The sequence below is a fragment of the Streptococcus infantarius subsp. infantarius ATCC BAA-102 genome, from assembly GCF_000154985.1.
GTDB lineage: Bacteria > Bacillota > Bacilli > Lactobacillales > Streptococcaceae > Streptococcus > Streptococcus infantarius.
Map to the genome: position 1 here is coordinate 1 of NZ_DS572688.1, position 17,284 is coordinate 17,284.

General features: G+C 37.6%; 18 protein-coding genes and 1 pseudogene. 4 read left to right on the forward strand and 15 right to left on the reverse strand.

Features of this window, described 5'->3' with window-relative positions; genetic code table 11:
- Together STRINF_RS02715 and STRINF_RS02720 are read right to left on the reverse strand one after the other, a co-directional pair.
- Positions 1-208, reverse strand: a pseudogene (locus STRINF_RS02715) (glucosamine-6-phosphate deaminase); the annotation flags it as partial.
- Between the two features lie 132 nt (positions 209-340).
- Positions 341-847, reverse strand: coding sequence for a VIT1/CCC1 transporter family protein (locus tag STRINF_RS02720; protein ID WP_006531486.1), 507 nt, complete (start codon positions 845-847; stop codon positions 341-343).
- Between the two features lie 163 nt (positions 848-1,010).
- Between STRINF_RS02720 and queA the strand changes: the two genes are divergently transcribed.
- Positions 1,011-2,039: a tRNA preQ1(34) S-adenosylmethionine ribosyltransferase-isomerase QueA gene (gene queA / locus STRINF_RS02725; RefSeq protein ID WP_006531487.1), complete on the forward strand. Its 1,029-nt coding sequence runs from the start codon at positions 1,011-1,013 to the stop codon at positions 2,037-2,039.
- Positions 2,040-2,091: 52 nt separating this feature from the next.
- Here queA and STRINF_RS02730 read toward each other — a convergent pair whose 3' ends face one another.
- The 3 genes from STRINF_RS02730 to holA all read right to left on the reverse strand — a co-directional run bounded on the left by STRINF_RS02730 (position 2,092) and on the right by holA (position 4,666).
- Positions 2,092-2,817: a YebC/PmpR family DNA-binding transcriptional regulator gene (locus STRINF_RS02730; RefSeq protein ID WP_043878303.1), complete on the reverse strand. Its 726-nt coding sequence runs from the start codon at positions 2,815-2,817 to the stop codon at positions 2,092-2,094.
- A gap of 104 nt (positions 2,818-2,921) precedes the next feature.
- Positions 2,922-3,533 carry a superoxide dismutase SodA gene (sodA, locus tag STRINF_RS02735; protein ID WP_006531489.1) on the reverse strand — a complete coding sequence of 204 codons (612 nt, stop codon included), beginning with the start codon at positions 3,531-3,533 and terminating at the stop codon, positions 2,922-2,924.
- A 95-nt stretch (positions 3,534-3,628) separates the two neighbouring features.
- A complete protein-coding gene (gene holA, locus STRINF_RS02740; protein ID WP_006531490.1) occupies positions 3,629-4,666 on the reverse strand; it encodes a DNA polymerase III subunit delta in 1,038 nt (345 codons plus the stop codon).
- Between the two features lie 35 nt (positions 4,667-4,701).
- On the opposite strand from holA, the gene STRINF_RS10730 reads away from it, so the two are divergent.
- The gene (locus tag STRINF_RS10730) at positions 4,702-4,824 is read left to right on the forward strand and encodes a hypothetical protein (protein ID WP_014334455.1); all 123 of its coding nucleotides are present in this window, start codon (positions 4,702-4,704) and stop codon (positions 4,822-4,824) included.
- Positions 4,825-4,996: 172 nt separating this feature from the next.
- Here the strand turns inward: STRINF_RS10730 and STRINF_RS02745 are convergent, their stop codons facing one another.
- The 5 genes from STRINF_RS02745 to STRINF_RS02765 form a co-directional block, all read right to left on the reverse strand.
- Positions 4,997-5,434 (reverse strand): hypothetical protein, encoded by a 438-nt coding sequence (locus STRINF_RS02745; RefSeq protein ID WP_223903590.1) that lies wholly within the window; start codon positions 5,432-5,434, stop codon positions 4,997-4,999.
- 62 nt (positions 5,435-5,496) lie between these two features.
- Positions 5,497-6,024 carry an HD domain-containing protein gene (locus STRINF_RS02750; protein WP_006531493.1) on the reverse strand — a complete coding sequence of 176 codons (528 nt, stop codon included), beginning with the start codon at positions 6,022-6,024 and terminating at the stop codon, positions 5,497-5,499.
- Positions 6,025-6,195: 171 nt separating this feature from the next.
- The gene (locus tag STRINF_RS02755; RefSeq protein WP_174221233.1) at positions 6,196-8,430 is read right to left on the reverse strand and encodes a DNA internalization-related competence protein ComEC/Rec2; all 2,235 of its coding nucleotides are present in this window, start codon (positions 8,428-8,430) and stop codon (positions 6,196-6,198) included.
- Positions 8,420-9,100: a helix-hairpin-helix domain-containing protein gene (locus STRINF_RS02760; RefSeq protein WP_006531495.1), complete on the reverse strand. Its 681-nt coding sequence runs from the start codon at positions 9,098-9,100 to the stop codon at positions 8,420-8,422. Before STRINF_RS02760 ends, STRINF_RS02755 begins: the two co-directional genes overlap by 11 nt.
- 97 nt (positions 9,101-9,197) lie before the next feature.
- On the reverse strand, positions 9,198-9,944 hold the full coding sequence (locus STRINF_RS02765; RefSeq protein ID WP_014334451.1) for a lysophospholipid acyltransferase family protein: 747 nt from the start codon (positions 9,942-9,944) through the stop codon (positions 9,198-9,200).
- Between the two features lie 107 nt (positions 9,945-10,051).
- Here STRINF_RS02765 and STRINF_RS02770 point away from each other — a divergent pair, with 107 nt between their 5' ends.
- A complete protein-coding gene (locus STRINF_RS02770) occupies positions 10,052-10,813 on the forward strand; it encodes a tRNA1(Val) (adenine(37)-N6)-methyltransferase (RefSeq protein WP_006531497.1) in 762 nt (253 codons plus the stop codon).
- The gene (locus tag STRINF_RS02775; protein WP_006531499.1) at positions 10,788-11,063 is read left to right on the forward strand and encodes a GIY-YIG nuclease family protein; all 276 of its coding nucleotides are present in this window, start codon (positions 10,788-10,790) and stop codon (positions 11,061-11,063) included. The genes STRINF_RS02770 and STRINF_RS02775 overlap by 26 nt, the downstream gene beginning before the upstream one ends.
- A 39-nt stretch (positions 11,064-11,102) precedes the next feature.
- Here STRINF_RS02775 and STRINF_RS02780 read toward each other — a convergent pair whose 3' ends face one another.
- From STRINF_RS02780 to STRINF_RS02795, 5 genes are all read right to left on the reverse strand, one after another.
- Positions 11,103-12,704, reverse strand: a complete 1,602-nt coding sequence (locus STRINF_RS02780) for a DEAD/DEAH box helicase (protein ID WP_006531501.1) — start codon at positions 12,702-12,704, stop codon at positions 11,103-11,105.
- 348 nt (positions 12,705-13,052) lie between these two features.
- Entirely contained in the window at positions 13,053-14,597 is a 1,545-nt protein-coding gene (locus STRINF_RS02785) for a peptide chain release factor 3 (protein WP_006531502.1), read from the reverse strand.
- 155 nt (positions 14,598-14,752) lie between these two features.
- Entirely contained in the window at positions 14,753-15,325 is a 573-nt protein-coding gene (locus STRINF_RS09800; protein WP_006531503.1) for a hypothetical protein, read from the reverse strand.
- Positions 15,326-15,378: 53 nt separating this feature from the next.
- Positions 15,379-15,726 carry a hypothetical protein gene (locus STRINF_RS09805; RefSeq protein WP_006531504.1) on the reverse strand — a complete coding sequence of 116 codons (348 nt, stop codon included), beginning with the start codon at positions 15,724-15,726 and terminating at the stop codon, positions 15,379-15,381.
- Positions 15,727-15,913: 187 nt separating this feature from the next.
- Entirely contained in the window at positions 15,914-17,278 is a 1,365-nt protein-coding gene (locus tag STRINF_RS02795; protein WP_006531505.1) for a UDP-N-acetylmuramoyl-tripeptide--D-alanyl-D-alanine ligase, read from the reverse strand.
- Positions 17,279-17,284 lie beyond the last annotated feature (6 nt).

Genomic DNA, 17,284 nt, shown 5'->3' on the forward strand with positions numbered 1-17,284 from the left:
CTGCAGCCAAACCAACGTATTCGTCAAGGTTAATGCTTGTTATTTCTGAAAAATCAAGATTACTATTTGCAATTTCTTTATAGAAACTAAGTGGTGTACTACCTGTTGCAAGCCCTAAAGTTTTAGCACCATTTTCCAAAGCTCCTTTTAACAAAGCAAATGCTGTTTTACCACCTTCAATTTGATTATTAACACGAATTACTTTCATGACACTTCCCCATTCTTGTTTTTTGGTATATACTATTTATCTAAAATTATTATATGGTATATACCAATTATTGTCAAGAAAAATATTTTGAGAAATAAAAAAAGCCTGAGAATTAATCTCAGACCTTTATGTCTATCTTGTTCCTGCAATCTGTCCTAGGAAATTTCCAACATAGTAAGCAAATAGCGCAGCGATTAAACCAATCAAGACGGTTCTAAAAATTTCTTTGAGTTTACTTTTCTTGGTTATCAAAGCTTTGACAAAGCCTAAAAGGCTTAGGGCAAGTGACACCAAAATACAAGCCATCATGAAAGTGTGAACTCTAAAAATACTAAAAACATTAATCAAAAGGTAAGACAAAAGAGGAATCAAGCCAAAAAAGATGAATGAAAGGAAAGTTGCTCCAGCATTCTTAACTGCCTTACCTTTAACTACCGATTTTTCAGTTGTTGAACTCAAATAATCTCCAACCGCCATTGAAAAGCCATCAGCCAGAAGATTTGAAAAGCCAAGAATGACAATCGGCGTAATTCCTAAGTTACCGCCGACTGCTCCTGCAACAACCGCAAATGTCGTCACAATCCCGTCCATGCCACCATAGACGATTGATTTTGCGTAGTCTCCAATTTTTTCTTTCATCTTTTTTCATCACTTTCCATTAATTTTTAAGCATTTCCTTTATTGTTTTTATTATACCATCTCTTTAGAATTGTTACAATTAAAACAAGACCAAATGACGGAAAATGTTTATTGTGTTATAATGATTAGTTGAGAATATAATATTAAGGAAACATGTTAGATTATGCATACCGACGATTTTGATTTTAATTTACCAGAGGAGTTAATTGCCCAAACACCTCTTGAAAAACGAGATAGTTCTAAACTTTTAGTCATTGACCACAAAACACACGAGATGGTTGATGCACACTTCGACCACATTCTTGATGAGCTAAATTCTGGTGACGCTCTTGTCATGAACAATACACGCGTTCTCCCAGCTCGTCTTTACGGTGAAAAACCAGACACACACGGTCACGTTGAATTACTTCTTTTGAAAAATACTGAAGGCGACCAATGGGAAGTTTTGGCAAAACCAGCTAAACGCTTGCACGTGGGAGTAAAAGTATCATTTGGTGATGGTCGCTTGACTGCCACAGTTGTAGAAGAATTGGACAACGGTGGACGTATTGTTGAATTCGACTACGATGGTATCTTCCTTGAAGTTTTGGAAAGCCTTGGTGAAATGCCATTGCCACCATACATTCACGAAAAATTGGATGACCCAAACCGTTACCAAACAGTCTATGCCAAAGAAAATGGTTCTGCTGCCGCTCCAACTGCTGGACTTCACTTCACCAAAGAATTGCTTGAAAAAATCGAAGCCAAAGGCGTGAAACTTGTCTACGTGACACTTCACGTTGGACTTGGAACATTCCGTCCAGTTTCTGTTGACAATGTCGAAGAACACGAAATGCACTCTGAATTCTACCGCTTATCTGAAGAAGCTGCCCAAACCCTTCGCGACGTAAAAGCTACTGGTGGACGTGTTGTTGCAGTTGGAACAACATCAATTCGTACCCTTGAAACCATCGGTTCAAAATTCAACGGCGAAATCAAAGCTGACAGTGGTTGGACAAACATCTTCATCAAACCAGGTTACGACTTTAAAGTGGTTGATGCCTTTTCAACAAACTTCCACTTGCCAAAATCAACGCTTGTGATGTTGGTTTCAGCTTTTGCCGGACGTGAATTCGTCCTAGAAGCTTATCAACACGCCATCGATGAACGTTACCGCTTCTTTAGCTTTGGCGATGCCATGTTTGTTAAATAACAAAATTACTTAAAAAGAACTTCGAAAAAATTCGAAGTTTCTTTTTTCATTATTAATCAGCCATGTTGGTGTAAACATCTTGAACGTCATCGTCGTCTTCGAGTTTATCAACCAATGTTTCCAAAATGTCTGCTTGTTCTGCATCAAGGCTAATGTAGTTTTGTGGAATCATGCTAAGTTGAGCTTGCGCGAATTCAATATTTTGTGCTTGCAAAGCTTCTTTAACAGCTGGAAATTCTTTTGATTCAGTTAAGATTTCAAAGGCATCATCTGATGTTTTCAAATCTTCTGCCTCAGCATCCAAAATCAACTCAAGTATGCTGTCTTCGTCCAAGTCCAAATTTTCACGATCAATGACAATGTAACCTTTACGTTCAAACATGTAGGCAACAGAACCTGTTGAGCCCATATTACCACCATTACGAGTGAAAATGGTATGCATGTTAGCATCTGTACGCTTTTTGTTGTCAGTTAGCGTGTGAACTAGGATGGCTACCCCACCAGGTCCATAACCTTCATAAGTAATTTCATCGTAGTTAGTTGTATCACCAACATCTGTCGCTTTCTTAATGGCGCGATTGATATTATCTTTTGGCATATTAGCCGCACGCGCTTTATCCAAAACCATACGAAGACTGGCGTTCATTGATGGATCACCACCACCAGCTTTAGCAGCTACAAAAATTTCACGTGACAATTTATTAAAAATCGCACCGCGTTTAGCGTCTGCTTCACCTTTTTTATTTTTAATTTTGCTCCATTTATTATGTCCTGACATGCAAAATTCCTCCCTATTCCCTGATATTATATCATATTTAAACATAAAAAGAGGATAGACATCCGCCTATCCTCTTAGATTAGAGAGTGCTATGATAATAAAAATTAATCAGCAAGTGCTGCTTGGTATAATTCAGCAACTTTCGCCCAATTGATAATATCAAAGAATGCTTTGATGTAATTTGGACGAACGTTACGATATTTGAGATAGTAAGCATGTTCCCAAACATCAAGAGCAAGAATTGGTTTCTTACCTTCTGAAAGTGGAGTATCTTGGTTAGCAGTTGAGGTTACTTCAAGTTTGCCATCTTTGTTAACGACAAGCCAAGCCCAACCTGAACCAAAGCGAGTTGTCGCTGCTTGCGTGAAAGCTGTTTTGAAATCTTCAAATGAGCCAAATGCTTCTTCAATTGCCGCAAGTACATCTGCTGTTGGTTCTTGTTTTTCAGGAGATAGCAATTCCCAGAAAAGTGAGTGGTTAAGAGCACCACCACCGTTGTTAATCACCGCTTGACGAATATCTGCTGGAATCTTGTCAAGCTCTGCCAAGATAACTTCTAAATCATCTCCAAGTTCAGGGTGTTTTTCAAGAGCAGCATTTGCATTTGCTACGTAAGTAGCGTGATGTTTGTCATGATGCAATGTCATTGTTTCTGCATCGATGTATGGTTCAAGTGCATCATATGCGTATGGTAGTTCCGGTAAAATAATAGCCATGCTAGTTACCTTCTTCCTTTTCGTTATTTGTTATCATCATTATATAAGAATTTAATCTAGCTAGCAAATTATTTGACCGCTTTTTTTAAGTCCGCTTAATGATGCTCATGAGCAATTTTTAAAATAGCCACATCAAACAAATAATCCTTATCATAAGTCCCAGTTTTAATAGCATAATCTGTCTCGATTAAAACAGCTAAGGCTTTCTTCAAGAAAGTCATTGATAATGTACGTGAATCACGCACAGCAAATTTGACTTGATAAGGATTAACACGTCGTCCAAGATATTCTGACAATGTTGCTACCATCTGCTGTTCATTTTTACCTTGGCTGGCTAAGATGCTGACTTGCAAAAACATACGGAGCTGTCCTAACATAATCGCAATCAACTTAATCTCATCTTCACCCTGCAAACGCAAATCACGAATCAGCTCGTGCGCCTCATCGATTTTACCATTCAAAACAAACTGCGTCAAATCGAAAATATTGTCCTGAAGCGTTTTAGGAATGGCTTGATTAATATCATCTTCCGTGATATGACCATCTTTTTTATAAGATTTCAAAAAAGCAATGTTTTTCAAAATCTCACTAAAATCATAATTGGATTTTAAAAGCAAAGCCTCAAAAACACCAGAATCAAAAACTAAGTTCTCTTTGTGAGCTAATTTTTGGAAATACGTTTTTAGCTCTGCTTCTTTTAATTCACTTGCTTCAAAAATCTGTGCATCACGTTTTAAAATTTTGACCAAACGACGTTTACCATCTAATTTACCTGGTGCAAAAATAATCAAGCGCGTCGTATCCAAGGGATTTTCCAAATATGCCTCAAAACGCTTGAGTTCCTTATCATCCAAATAAGATTTTTTAGCCGTCGTGATGTCAAGCAGATTATCAAAAATAACCACTTTTTGATCTGCAAAAAACGGTAAGCTTTCAAGATCCATCTCAGCATCTTGGTAATTAACCTCAGTCATATCAAAATAAGAATAAGTCAAATCATCCTTATCATATCCCACGCGCTCCATCATACGCTCTTTTAGCTGAGAAAATTGTCCCAAATCCTCACCCGTCACCACCATAATCAAGCTAAGATTTTCTTTTCGTAATTTATCAATTTCTTCGATTGCAATCATAAAGATATTATAACAAAAAACCATGAGAAAAACTCATGGTTCATGCGAAAGTTAACGATGGAATTTTTTATAAGCAAACTGCCTTAATGTTTCATCAAAAAGACAAATTCTACTTCTATCGCTATCCAATCCCTGCTTTTTCAAGCTATCTTGAATAATCTTACCGTAGTTCTTGCTAATGCGACAATGTTCAGGTAAAGCCATTAATTCCTTTAAAGCTATAAGTTTCTCCTCACTAAAAGCTTCTAGCTCAATAAAAGCCCCAACATGACTAGGAAAAAGATCAAAACAAACAGCCGTATTTTCTTTTTTGTACTCATGACGTTTCTTCTAAGAAAACATGCGACAACGTGTGAACCCCAAATCGTACAATTGATTTATCAAATAAATACAATTTTCAGACACATTTTTTCCTTCTAAAATAATCCGAGGAAGTACTACATCCAATTCCTTTTGTAATAAACATTGAATATCAGAAAAAGCAAGACTATCATCAGAATCACTAGAATACTCTAATTCTACATATTCTTTGCAATGATTATTTTGACGTTTGAGTTTAATCGTCAACAAGTATCTCCCAACACTTATTATGCGATAGCGAATGACTATTCCTTTAGATTTCCTTTCAAAATTAGGTAGATCAACCGTAATATCTGTTTCAAGACATTCACCCACAGAGACAAAGCACGCCTTTTTCTCTTTATAAATACTCAAAACTTCTTCAGATAGCTGATATTTCAATTCCAATTCATTTTTGGCGTTACTCAAACTCTTCACCTTCAGTCATATAGTCCTTTTTCAACACTTCTTTCAATTAATTCCTTTGCTAATTACCACAAAATTTCTGAATCTTCTTTAATGAAAGCTTTCTTAGCCAAAACTCTATCAGCCGTTAATTTATCGGGATTATAACCTTCTTCTGAAACAACCAAATGATTAATCAGCGGTACCAAAGCATCAATAATTCTAGCATATCTTGATTCTGGACTATTTCCTTTTTCAAATTCAAGCCACAATTCTGTAAATTTCTCGCCTTGAATGATTGGTAAGACTGCTAAACTTTTCTGTAACGATAAGTATTCCTTATCATGAGATACGGCTTTGCCTGTGGTATCATACACCCAAGTATCACCTGCGTAAATTTCTCCCAAATCATGGAGTAAAAGCATTAAAGTCACTTTTCCTATGTCCAATTTTTCGGGAAAATAATCTTGAAAAAAGTTTGCTACTAATGCAACCTGCCAAGAATGTTCCGCACTATTTTCAAATCGCCCATTCAATGTCCTATTAAAACGCGTCACAGTTTTTAATTTCTCGATTTCTTTAACAAAATCAACTTCTCGCTCAACTCCTGTCATCACTAAATCTCCTTTGTATAGAACATAGTATATACTTATACCGATTTAATTGCAAAGCAAAACAGTAGTCAATCGACTACTGTTTTTAGTATGCTTTCAATTTTAACTCTAATACTTCAATTAAAACTGGTAAGAAATTAATATGTATTTCTTTGGATAATTTTCACTCTTTTACCTCACTGTTTCAATGTGCCAAGTTTTCAGCCCTCTAAAGCGGATAGCACCTTGTTCATCAGTACGGTAAATAGTCATGTTTTGTGCTTGAAAGCGTTCAAGCGTTTCTTGATGAGGATGCTTGTAGCGGTTATTTTGTCCTGCGGAAATCAGAACAACTTGCGGTGAAATATGCTCTAGAAATTCTGGGCTTGATGAACCTTTTGAACCATGGTGTCCTGCTTTTAAAACATCAACTGGCAGATTGGGATAAGTTGCTATCATCTGTTGCTCGCCCTCTTCTTCCAAATCTCCTGTAAACAAAAAATTTTTACCTAAAAGCTTGCCATATAACACCACCGAATCATTATTAGAACCATCACCAACTTCAATTGGATAGAGCACCTGCAAGTGACTTCCCATAATTGGCAAGTTATCTCCTGCAAAAACTGCGCGAACTGGCGTCTTCATTTGTCGAAGTTTAACCACAAAATCTGGCTTTGTGAGACTTCCTGGACTCACCAGGACTTGACCAATTTTCAGCTCTTTTGCAACTTCCAGCATATCACCCATATGGTCAGTATCCGTGTGCGTCAAAACCAACTGGTCAATTTTACCAATTCCTCGACTTTTCAGATAAGGAATCAGTGTCCGCTCAGCATTGCTATCAGCTAAGCGCTTTTGCCACGATTTTTTCTCACTAAAACTCACTTTTCCTCCGACATCAATTAACAGCGTATGCCCTTTAACATCACGCACAAAAATACTATCTCCCTGCCCAATGTCAACCACCGTCACTTCGTTTTCCAGCGGATGCTTGATTTGGAAAAATAGCAGAGCTATTAAGCTAAGAAGGAAAATGGCCACTTTTTTACGTTGATAACAGTCATAGAGAAGCCCTATTGTCAAAAGTAATAACAACAAAATTCCTAGACTTGGTCTGCCAAAAACGAGTGGGGTACCAACCAGCGACTTGCTAAATTTGATGATAGTTTCTAGAAAAACAAAAAATGGATTTAACGCGGTAATTTTAACCAGAGGTGATAAAAGAAAAACAAAGGTCAAAACAGGTAAGATAAGCGTATCAAAAGCCAGTGAAAAAATAGCTGTTAAAAGCAGCGACAAGGGTTGAAATACTGAGAAGAAATATAGCAAAACCGGTAAACTTCCCAGCGAAATCGCCAAACATTCTGTAAGGATTTTTCGATAATGACTAAGCTCATCGAAATCAATAAAACTCAGGATAAAAGCGTAAGTAAACGAAAGAATGCCTCCCGTCGTCAGTAGAAAATTTGGCATCAAAATAAAAAGGGTCATTAAAGTATAGGCAAGATTATCTAATTTTTTTATGCCAAGATTTGCAAAAGCAGACTGAACAAGGCTCCGAACAACTGATACCGAAAAGCCTGTCAAGCCAGCATATACAAGTGAAAACGGGATTTGCAGTATATCCACATAATCTCGCCGTAACCCAAGACGTAAAATAATAAAACGAAAAAGTGCCACAAAAAAGCCTACCTGCATACCAGACAGAGCAAAAAGATGAATAATCCCTAAACTCGTGTATACATCACTCATCTCATCAAAAGACTTATCCAAATATCCAAACAAAAGGCCAGTCATGTAATGTTGGATGGGAGCAGGAAAATTCCTTTGAATACTGACAATCGCCTGTCTTCTAAGTTCATGTAGTCGTTCAAAAAAACTTAAAGAGCTCTGCTGTCTCATTTCAGTAATCGAAGAAAGATTAGCAATCCGATAAATGCCTTCATGTTTAAGGTAAGTGCGGTAATCAAAACCACCAAAATTCCGCTGTGGCGTTGCCTCTTCTAAATCCACCTGCCCTGATAAAAACATTGTTTGATTAAGATTTTTAAAAAATTCCTGCTTTTTTTCTGACTTCAAGGTATAAAAAACTTGGTAAATCTGCCCAGCTTCCTTACCTCGAAAGGATAATAAATCACCATTAACCGAAATCGTATCAGGAATCATCTGGATTTTTGTTAAATGAGCTGGCGCCGCTTGATAAACCTGTTCTGTCTGATTAGCCTTAGTCAGGAAAAATATCGCAAAGAAAGCCAAGCACAGTGAAACCTGACACCAAGCCTTCCAACCATACTGTTGCCATAAAAACAGCAAGGCTAACAGGAGTAAAATCAGACATAACACCACTTTTTCAAAACAAAAATAATAAAGTAAAGTGAGCAAAAAAGCCAATTGAATTGGCTTAATGGGAAGATACTTAATCAACAGTCACCTCAGATTTTAATTTTTCCAAAGTCTTCTCACCAATGCCAGAAATATTTTTCAAATCATCAACGGATGAGAAACCACCATTAGCATCACGATAATCAATGATATCTTGCGCACGTTTAGCCCCAATGCCAGAAATGGTTTGGAGTTCTTCCGTAGTTGCGGTGTTAAGATTGATTTGCGCTGAATCATCACCTTGTACCCCGCTAGCTGTCGTTGCTTTAGCCTGAGAAGGTGTGCTTGCTGGTGTGACTTCTTCACCAATTTTTGCCACATAGACAACCGCTTCGTCAGCTAATTTTTCAGCTAAATTGACTGACTTCTTATCAGCATCATCTGTAAATCCGCCAGCTTTTTTGACCAAATCCATAACACGGCTGCCTGATGATAATTCATAAACACCTTCATTTTTAACCGCACCCTTGATATCGATAAAAATCTTGCCAGAGTCATCTTGAGAATGAGACGTCATAGTCTTTGTCTTTTTTGGTTCAAAATTTGAACTTGCTTGGATACTACTAGAAAGTGCAGGTAAATCACTCTGTAGCTGTGTTTTCGGTCTAGTCATACTAGACCAAGCAAAGAATGCCACAAGCATAACAAGCACTGTTCCTAAAACCGCTGCTACCGTCTTATGTTCCAAAAGTCTTTCTTTCATCTCTTCAATCATCCTATTACCTCACCTTTTAAGCATTAAAAAAAAGGCTCCTGGGGAGCCCTTACTTAATTATTCGAAAAAAAACTCGGAAGATCCGAGCTTTTTTTATTTATTTCATTTTACGGTGCTTATCTGGGTCCCAAACAAAGCTTGCAATGTAGCTAAAGAGCAATGTCAACAGAACAACGATAATCGCCACAAGTCCAAGAGGAATACGGTAAATGTAAGTTAATGGATTTGGTTTCTTGTTGGTATGATAAGTCGCATTTTCAGCATCCAAACGGTCAAATTCTGTTTGAATACGATTTGCCACTTCTTCAATCCCCTCGTCATTCATGCGTTTGATGTCAGAAATGTCAATTGGATTACCAAAGTTCATATCCACACGTTCTCCAGTCAAAAGCCCTTTTAATTCCATTGGTCCTGCATAAACGACTGGCATAATCTTAACCTTCGCCATTTTAGCAATAACAGCAACCCCACCTTTAACATCGGTTGAATGACGGCTACCACTTGGGAACATCACAAGTGAACGATTGCTTTTCTTCAACATGTTAATAGGGTATTTAAGAGTTTTTTGCCCTGGATTTTCACGGTCAATTGGAAAGGCACCACACATACGAATCCACCAACCAAAGATACGATTCGTAAACAATTCTTTCTTCGCCATGAAAATAAATTCTTTCGGACGAGCAGCAAATGCCATATAAACTGGATCCCACCAAGTACGGTGCGGAGCAACCAAGATATAGTTCTCATCCTTACTTAAAATTTTGTCCTCATTATGATAGTGAGCATTTCCATTGATAATCCAAAGTAGGAAAACCACTAATCCTCGTAAATAAGTATAAAACACAGATTTACTCCTTTTTCTTCAATCATTCTTTAACATTGTACCATGCTTGAGCCGAAAAATCATTACCTAACTAGTGAGAAAAGCTAAAATTTGCTATAATAGGTGTCATGGTTAAATCAATTTTAAAAGCTGGCGAACGTATTGACCAGCTCTTTTCGACAGATGTCAAAATTATTCAAAATAAAGATGTGTTCAGCTATTCTATCGATAGTGTCTTACTGTCACGTTTTCCAAAAATCCCTTCACGTGGCTTGATTGTTGACCTTTGTTCTGGAAATGGCGCCATAGGACTTTTTGCTAGCACGCGCACCAAAGCACCAATTATCGAGGTAGAATTGCAAGAGCGTTTGGCAAATATGGCAGAGCGTTCAATCCAGCTAAATCAATTAGAAAACCAAGTTCAGATGATTAATGACGATTTGAAAAATCTGCTCAATCACGTGCCACGTTCTGGTGTTGATTTGATTCTGTGTAACCCACCCTATTTCAAGGTTTCAGAAACGTCAAAGAAAAATCTTTCTGAACACTACCTTCTTGCTAGACATGAAATTGCTACCAATTTAGAAGAAATTTGTGAAGTAGCCAGACACGCTCTAAAATCAAATGGAAGACTTGCTATGGTGCACAGGCCTGATCGTTTTCTAGACATCATCGATACCATGAGACACTACAATCTAGCACCAAAACGCATCCAATTCGTTTACCCAAAAATGGGCAAAGATACTAATATGCTTTTGATTGAAGCGATTAAAGACGGCTCTACTGACGGTCTAAAAATTCTCCCACCACTCTTTGTTCACAAAGAAAATGGCGAGTATACCGACGATATTTTTGAAATCTATTATGGAAAAAACGGAAAGAAAGACTAAAAGAGCTTATATGTACGTAGTTGAGTGCGCAGACGGTACGCTCTACACTGGCTACACTACTGATGTAGAACGCCGCATCAAAACGCATAATGCAGGTAAAGGCGCTAAATACACAAAAAGCCGCTTACCTGTCAAACTCATTTACCAAGAAAGCTTTGACAGCAAAGAAGCCGCCATGTCCGCAGAAAGCTATTTTAAACAAAAAACACGACAACAAAAACTCGATTATATTAACGAACACAAAGCTTAACCAAAAACGCACCCTGCTCAAGCAGAGTGCGTTTTACTATTATCTTTCCCCTTTGTTACGGATAACAAAGCCGTTTTTCTTTTCACTTGATGTGCGGTGTGGACGTTTATTATCTTTATTTTCGAAGTCTTTACGTTTTTTGTTAGACTTACGTTTAAAGTCACGACGTCCGCCATCACGATCGTCACGATCACGGTTGCGATCTCCACGATAGCCACCACGACGACGGTCATTATCACGTCCGCCACGGTTACGATCGTTACGACCACGTCCGCCTTTACCACCAAAGCCTGAACCTGATGGTTTAAATGGTAATGGTTTTTCACGCGCAATTTCAACTTTTGGAAGAGTATCTGGATCTTGAACAGTCAAAGTCAAGATGTAAAGTGCTAATTCTTCTGGTGTGAATTCTTGAGCTAATTTAACAGCATCGCCTTTGAACTTTTCAATGTTTGCACGAATTGTTTCATCAGCAAAATCACGTTCAATTTTCTTGAGGGCAACTTTTTTCTTAGCTTGGAAGGCTTCTTCTGCTGTTGCAGGTTTAAGACCTTTCATGCGCTTCTTAGTCAAGTTTTCAATGATTGCAAGGTATCCCATTTCGTTTGGAGAAACGAAAGTGATAGACTGACCTGATTTTCCAGCACGACCAGTACGACCGATACGGTGAACATAGCTCTCTGGATCTTGTGGAATATCGTAGTTATAGACATGTGTAACACCTGAAATATCAAGTCCACGTGCCGCAACGTCAGTTGCAACAAGGATATCAAGGTTATCATTTTTAAAATCACGAAGAACACGAAGACGTTTTCCTTGGTCAAGGTCACCATGGATACCTTCTGCACGGAAACCACGCAATTTCAAACCACGTGTCAACTCATCAACACGACGTTTAGTACGACCGAAAACAATTGACAATTCGGGTTGATCAACGTCCATAAGACGAGTCATTGTGTCAAATTTTTCATTTTCTTTGACACGAAGATAGTATTGGTCAATCAATTCAGTTGTCAATTCCTTAGCAGCAATCTTAACATGCTCAGGATTTTTCATAAAGTTTACACCAATACGTTTGATTGGCTCTGGCATTGTTGCTGAGAAGAGAAGAGTTTGACGGCTTTCTGGCACACGGCTGATGATTGCTTCAATATCTTCCAAGAATCCCATGTTAAGCATTTCATCTGCTTCATCAAGAATCAAGGTTTCTACGTGTTCAAGTTTTAAAGCTTTACGTTTAATCAAATCAAGCAAACGACCTGGTGTCCCAACAACAATATGAGCACCTGAACGAAGAGCTTTGATTTGTTTTTCAATGCTTGAACCGCCGTAAACTGAACGGACTTTAACACCTTTTTCACGACCAAAACGGAACAATTCTTCTTGACCTTGAACTGCTAATTCACGTGTTGGAGCAATAACCAAGGCTTGGACAAGATTACGACTTGTATCAATTTTATCCAAGGTTGGTAAACCAAAGGCAGCTGTTTTCCCTGTACCAGTTTGCGCTTGTCCGATAACATCCTTACCTTCCAATGCCAAAGGAATTGTCAATTCTTGGATTGGAGAAGGCTCAACAAAGCCTGCTTTTTCAACAGCAGCAAGGATTGCTTCCGATAAGTTAAGTTCTGTAAATTTCAAATTTTTCTCTTTTCTAAAAGGCAGTGCGAAGCTGCCTTATTAAACTTTAGTTTCGTTGTTTAACAACTTAACTAGTGTAACACATTCTAGGTCAAAAAGATAGGAAACAGTTTCATTTATTATGATTAACACGTTTTCATAGTGTCAATTATTTAAATATTCTATAAAAAAGTAATTGATGCTTTTTTGGATGATTTTTAAGTTTTCTTTAATGTAAAGAAACTAAAATATAAACATCCTAAAACTTTTCTTTTCATAATCTCAAAAAAAAACAGCTCTGATTCGTCAGGGCTGTTTTTTTATGCTAATAAGCAAAAAAAACCTGAGCAGTGCTCAGACCTTTTACCATTACATTTTTTCTTCTAAGTCAACATCTGGGTATTTATCCGCAAACCAACGAAGTGCAAAGTCGTTTTCGAAAAGGAAAACAGGTTGATCGAAACGGTCTTTAGCTAAGATATTTCGGCTTGAAGACATGCGTTCGTCAAGATCTTCTGGCTTAATCCAACGAACAGTCTTTTTACCCATTGGCGTCATAACAACTTCAGCGTTGTATTCATTTTCCATACGGTGTTTGAAGACTTCAAACTGCAATTGACCAACAGCACCAAGCATGTATTCGCCTGTTTGGTAGTTCTTGTACAATTGGATAGCCCCTTCTTGTACCAATTGTTCAATCCCCTTGTGGAATGATTTTTGTTTCATGACGTTTTTAGCAGCAACTTTCATGAACAATTCTGGCGTGAAGGTTGGTAGTGGTTCAAATTCGAATTTATTTTTACCGACAGTCAAAGTATCACCAACTTGGTAAGTTCCTGTATCGTAAACCCCGATAATATCACCAGCAACGGCATTTTCAACATTTTCACGTGATTCAGCCATAAATTGAGTCACGTTTGATAATTTCACTGATTTTTTCGTACGTGCTAAGTTAACGCTCATGCCACGTTCAAATTCACCTGATACGATACGAACAAAGGCAATACGGTCACGGTGACGTGGGTCCATATTGGCTTGGATTTTGAAGACAAATCCTGAGAAATCTTTATCGTAAGGGTCGATTTCATTACCTTCAGTTGTTTTGTGACCATGTGGTTCTGGTGCAAATTTCAAGAAAGTATCTAGGAAAGTTTGCACACCAAAGTTTGTAAGGGCAGAACCGAAGAATACTGGTGTCAAATCACCAGATAAGATAGCTTCCTCTGAGAATTCATTTCCTGCTTCTTCAAGCAATTCAACATCTTCCAAAACTTGTTGGTAAAATGGGTTGTTAGCAAAGAGTTTATCCCCTTCTTCCAAGTCCGCAAAACGTTCATCACCTTTGTAAAGTTCCAAACGTTTGTTGTACAAGTCGTAAAGCCCTTCAAATGATTTACCCATACCGATTGGCCAGTTCATTGGATAACTTGCAATACCAAGCACTTCTTCCAATTCTTCCAAAAGATCAAGTGGTTCACGACCATCACGGTCAAGTTTGTTAATAAAAGTGAAAACTGGAATGTTACGGTGTTTTACAACTTCAAATAGTTTTTTAGTTTGTGCTTCGATACCTTTGGCTGAATCGACAACCATGACTGCAGCGTCAACGGCCATAAGGGTACGGTAAGTATCTTCAGAGAAGTCCTCGTGCCCTGGCGTATCAAGGATATTCACACGTTTACCAGCGTAGTCAAATTGCATCACTGAAGATGTGACAGAGATACCACGTTGTTTTTCGATATCCATCCAGTCAGATTTAGCAAAGTTACCTGTTTTTTTACCTTTTACGGTACCTGCTTCACGGATTTCTCCACCAAAATAAAGTAATTGCTCTGTAATTGTCGTTTTACCAGCATCCGGGTGACTGATGATGGCAAATGTACGACGTTTTTTAATGTCATCTTGAATTGTCATTTTATTTCCTTATTAATCTTAATTATCTCTTTAAAAACGTATCACTCATTAACGATTATAGTGGCTACATTGGTCCACTCCTTTTTCACTGCAATACAAAAATAGAGCCATGGACTCCCATAACTCTATTATTATAACGAAAATTAAACGCTATTTCAATATTTCTCATCTAGCTTATCACCAGAAACCGCAAAATAATTCAGCAATAAGATAGTGCAGATTTCAACACTTGCTCCATAATGTTCCATAGTACCAATAAAGAATGTCAACAAGAAAAGCAAGGTATGGAAAAGCGTGAACTTTTTACCTTTTAATTGAACCAATAAAAAGATTGGGTACATACAGAAAAGAATAATCCCCTGACGCAAAAGCGCATCAACATAGAAACTATCATCATACATTGGAACACCGTTAATCTCTGTAAATGTTGGAATATTTCTTGGCATCCAATTGAGACCAAATTGCTCCAGATACGCATGACCGATGCCAGTTCTTCCAGTAAATAGATGATTCAATGTTACAAAGATAGGATTATCTGGTGTAAAATATCTCGGTAAAGCAAGGCCAAGCGCAAACATTCCTATAACAAATGGTATGATAACATATCCTGAAACTTTAATTTTCAATAAAATTGGTTTCAAGAAATAACACAAGATAATACCAAGTGCAATGAAAAATGATGTTCTTGAATCCGTCACTGAAAAGACAAGCAAAGCTGTTAACAACATGATTATTCCACCATCAAAGCGATAAGGCTTTCTAAGCAGTGAAAAATCATAAATTAAAGTAATGAAAAACAGTCCAAGTGAGTTTGGATGCATAAAGCCATACCATAAGAGTGCCTTACAATTTCTGTATGCGGTCTTATTCCAGAGACATCATAAATAAGATGTCCATTGTAAGCTAATAAAACCATAATAGCCACGACTAGCTTGAAATAAAAGAGTGCAGTGATTAAATTATCATCATCTTTATCAACACTTACCGACAATAAAAAGAAGACAATCATGCTTAAATCATCTATTGCTGTATCAAGATAGCCTGATGGGGGCAAAAGAATCATAAATGCGAGAGCAAAAATTCCAGCTAAAATTTTGCAATTGAAAAGCCTGTTCGACGGAAGTTCCATAAATAAATAGCAAATCCACCAATAATTGACAGGCTAGACATAAACAGGAAGACCTGTTGTGGAAACGGGTAACGTTTTAAAACCACGCTAAAAATAAAATACAACATTCAAGGAAATAAAGACTCGGTAGATAACAACCGAGTCTTTATTTCCCTCCTTAACACTTTTCTCTACCATCTCCACCTCACTAGTTTTCCAATGCTTCTACAACTTTAGCGAGATGCATTGAATTACTTCCCTTCAGTAAGATTTGGTCAGCTGGTTGTAAAACAGTTTGAACTGTTTTTAGCATGTCATCAAATTGATCTTCATCAGCTGTTTTCTTAAAGTAATAAACTTTACCTAGTGGGAACATTTGACTAGCAAGTTGCGCCAGTTCAGCAATGTCCTCACCGTAGAAAATAAGAGTGTCTAATGTTTCAGGTGACAAACTCATAATCATGCGCTTGTGAAGTTCGACAGATTGCTCACCTAATTCTTTCATATCAGCAAGCACAGCGATTTTTTTACCACCTTCATTAGCAGGAATTTTAGAGAATGTTTCTAAAATCAAACGCATTGCTGTTGGGTTAGCATTGTAGACATCTGACAGGATATCTGCACCATTAGCCGCTTTTTTCCATTCTGTGCGGTTACGTGTTAATTCGATGTTTTCTAAGGCTTCAACAATATCATCATCTGAAATCGCTAATAACTTACCAACATAAGCTGCTACCATGGCATTTGTAGCATTGTATTTTCCTGGAACAGGAAGTGTAATTGGACGGTCAATCACATTGGTTGTAAAAGTAAGCGAATCTTTGCTTTCTTGCAAATCTTTGACAAAAATCTCAGCACCGTCTCCGAAACGAATCACCATTTGACTTTCTGGTAAGTAAGGATCAACAATTGAGTCAACTGGTGCAATCAAAATACCATCTGAGTCCATACCATCAACGATTTGAAGTTTACCTTTGGCAATTTTCTCACGGCTGCCAAAGAATTCCAAGTGAGCCTCACCAATCAAAGTCACAACACCGATATGTGGCTTAGCCAGTTCTGACAAGAGATGAATATCACCCATGTGATCTTGTCCCATTTCAAGGACAATTTTTTCTGTATCATCTGGCATGTGAAGTGCTGTATAAGGTAAACCAATTTCATTATTGTAATTACCTTGTGTTTTGTATGTTTTATATTCTGTTGAAAGTACAGCAGCAATCATGTCTTTGGTTGTTGTTTTACCATTTGACCCTGTTACTGCAATCACATCAACGCGTTGTTTTTCAAGATAATAACTTGCTAGAGCTTGGAAAGCTTCTAAACAATCGTCAACTAAAATATAAGGATGCCCTTCTACTTCGCGCTCTGAAAAAGTTGCAACTGCTCCATTTTCAAAAGCTGTTTCAATAAAGTCATGTCCATCACGCGCACCCTTTAGAGGTAAGAACAAATCGCCTTTTTCAATCTTGCGACTATCAAATTCAATTTGTCTCAGAGGAACGTCATCAAAATCCGAAATAGTGTTCTTTGCGCCAACCACCTTGGCGATTTCATGTAAATTAAGTTTCATTTTTTA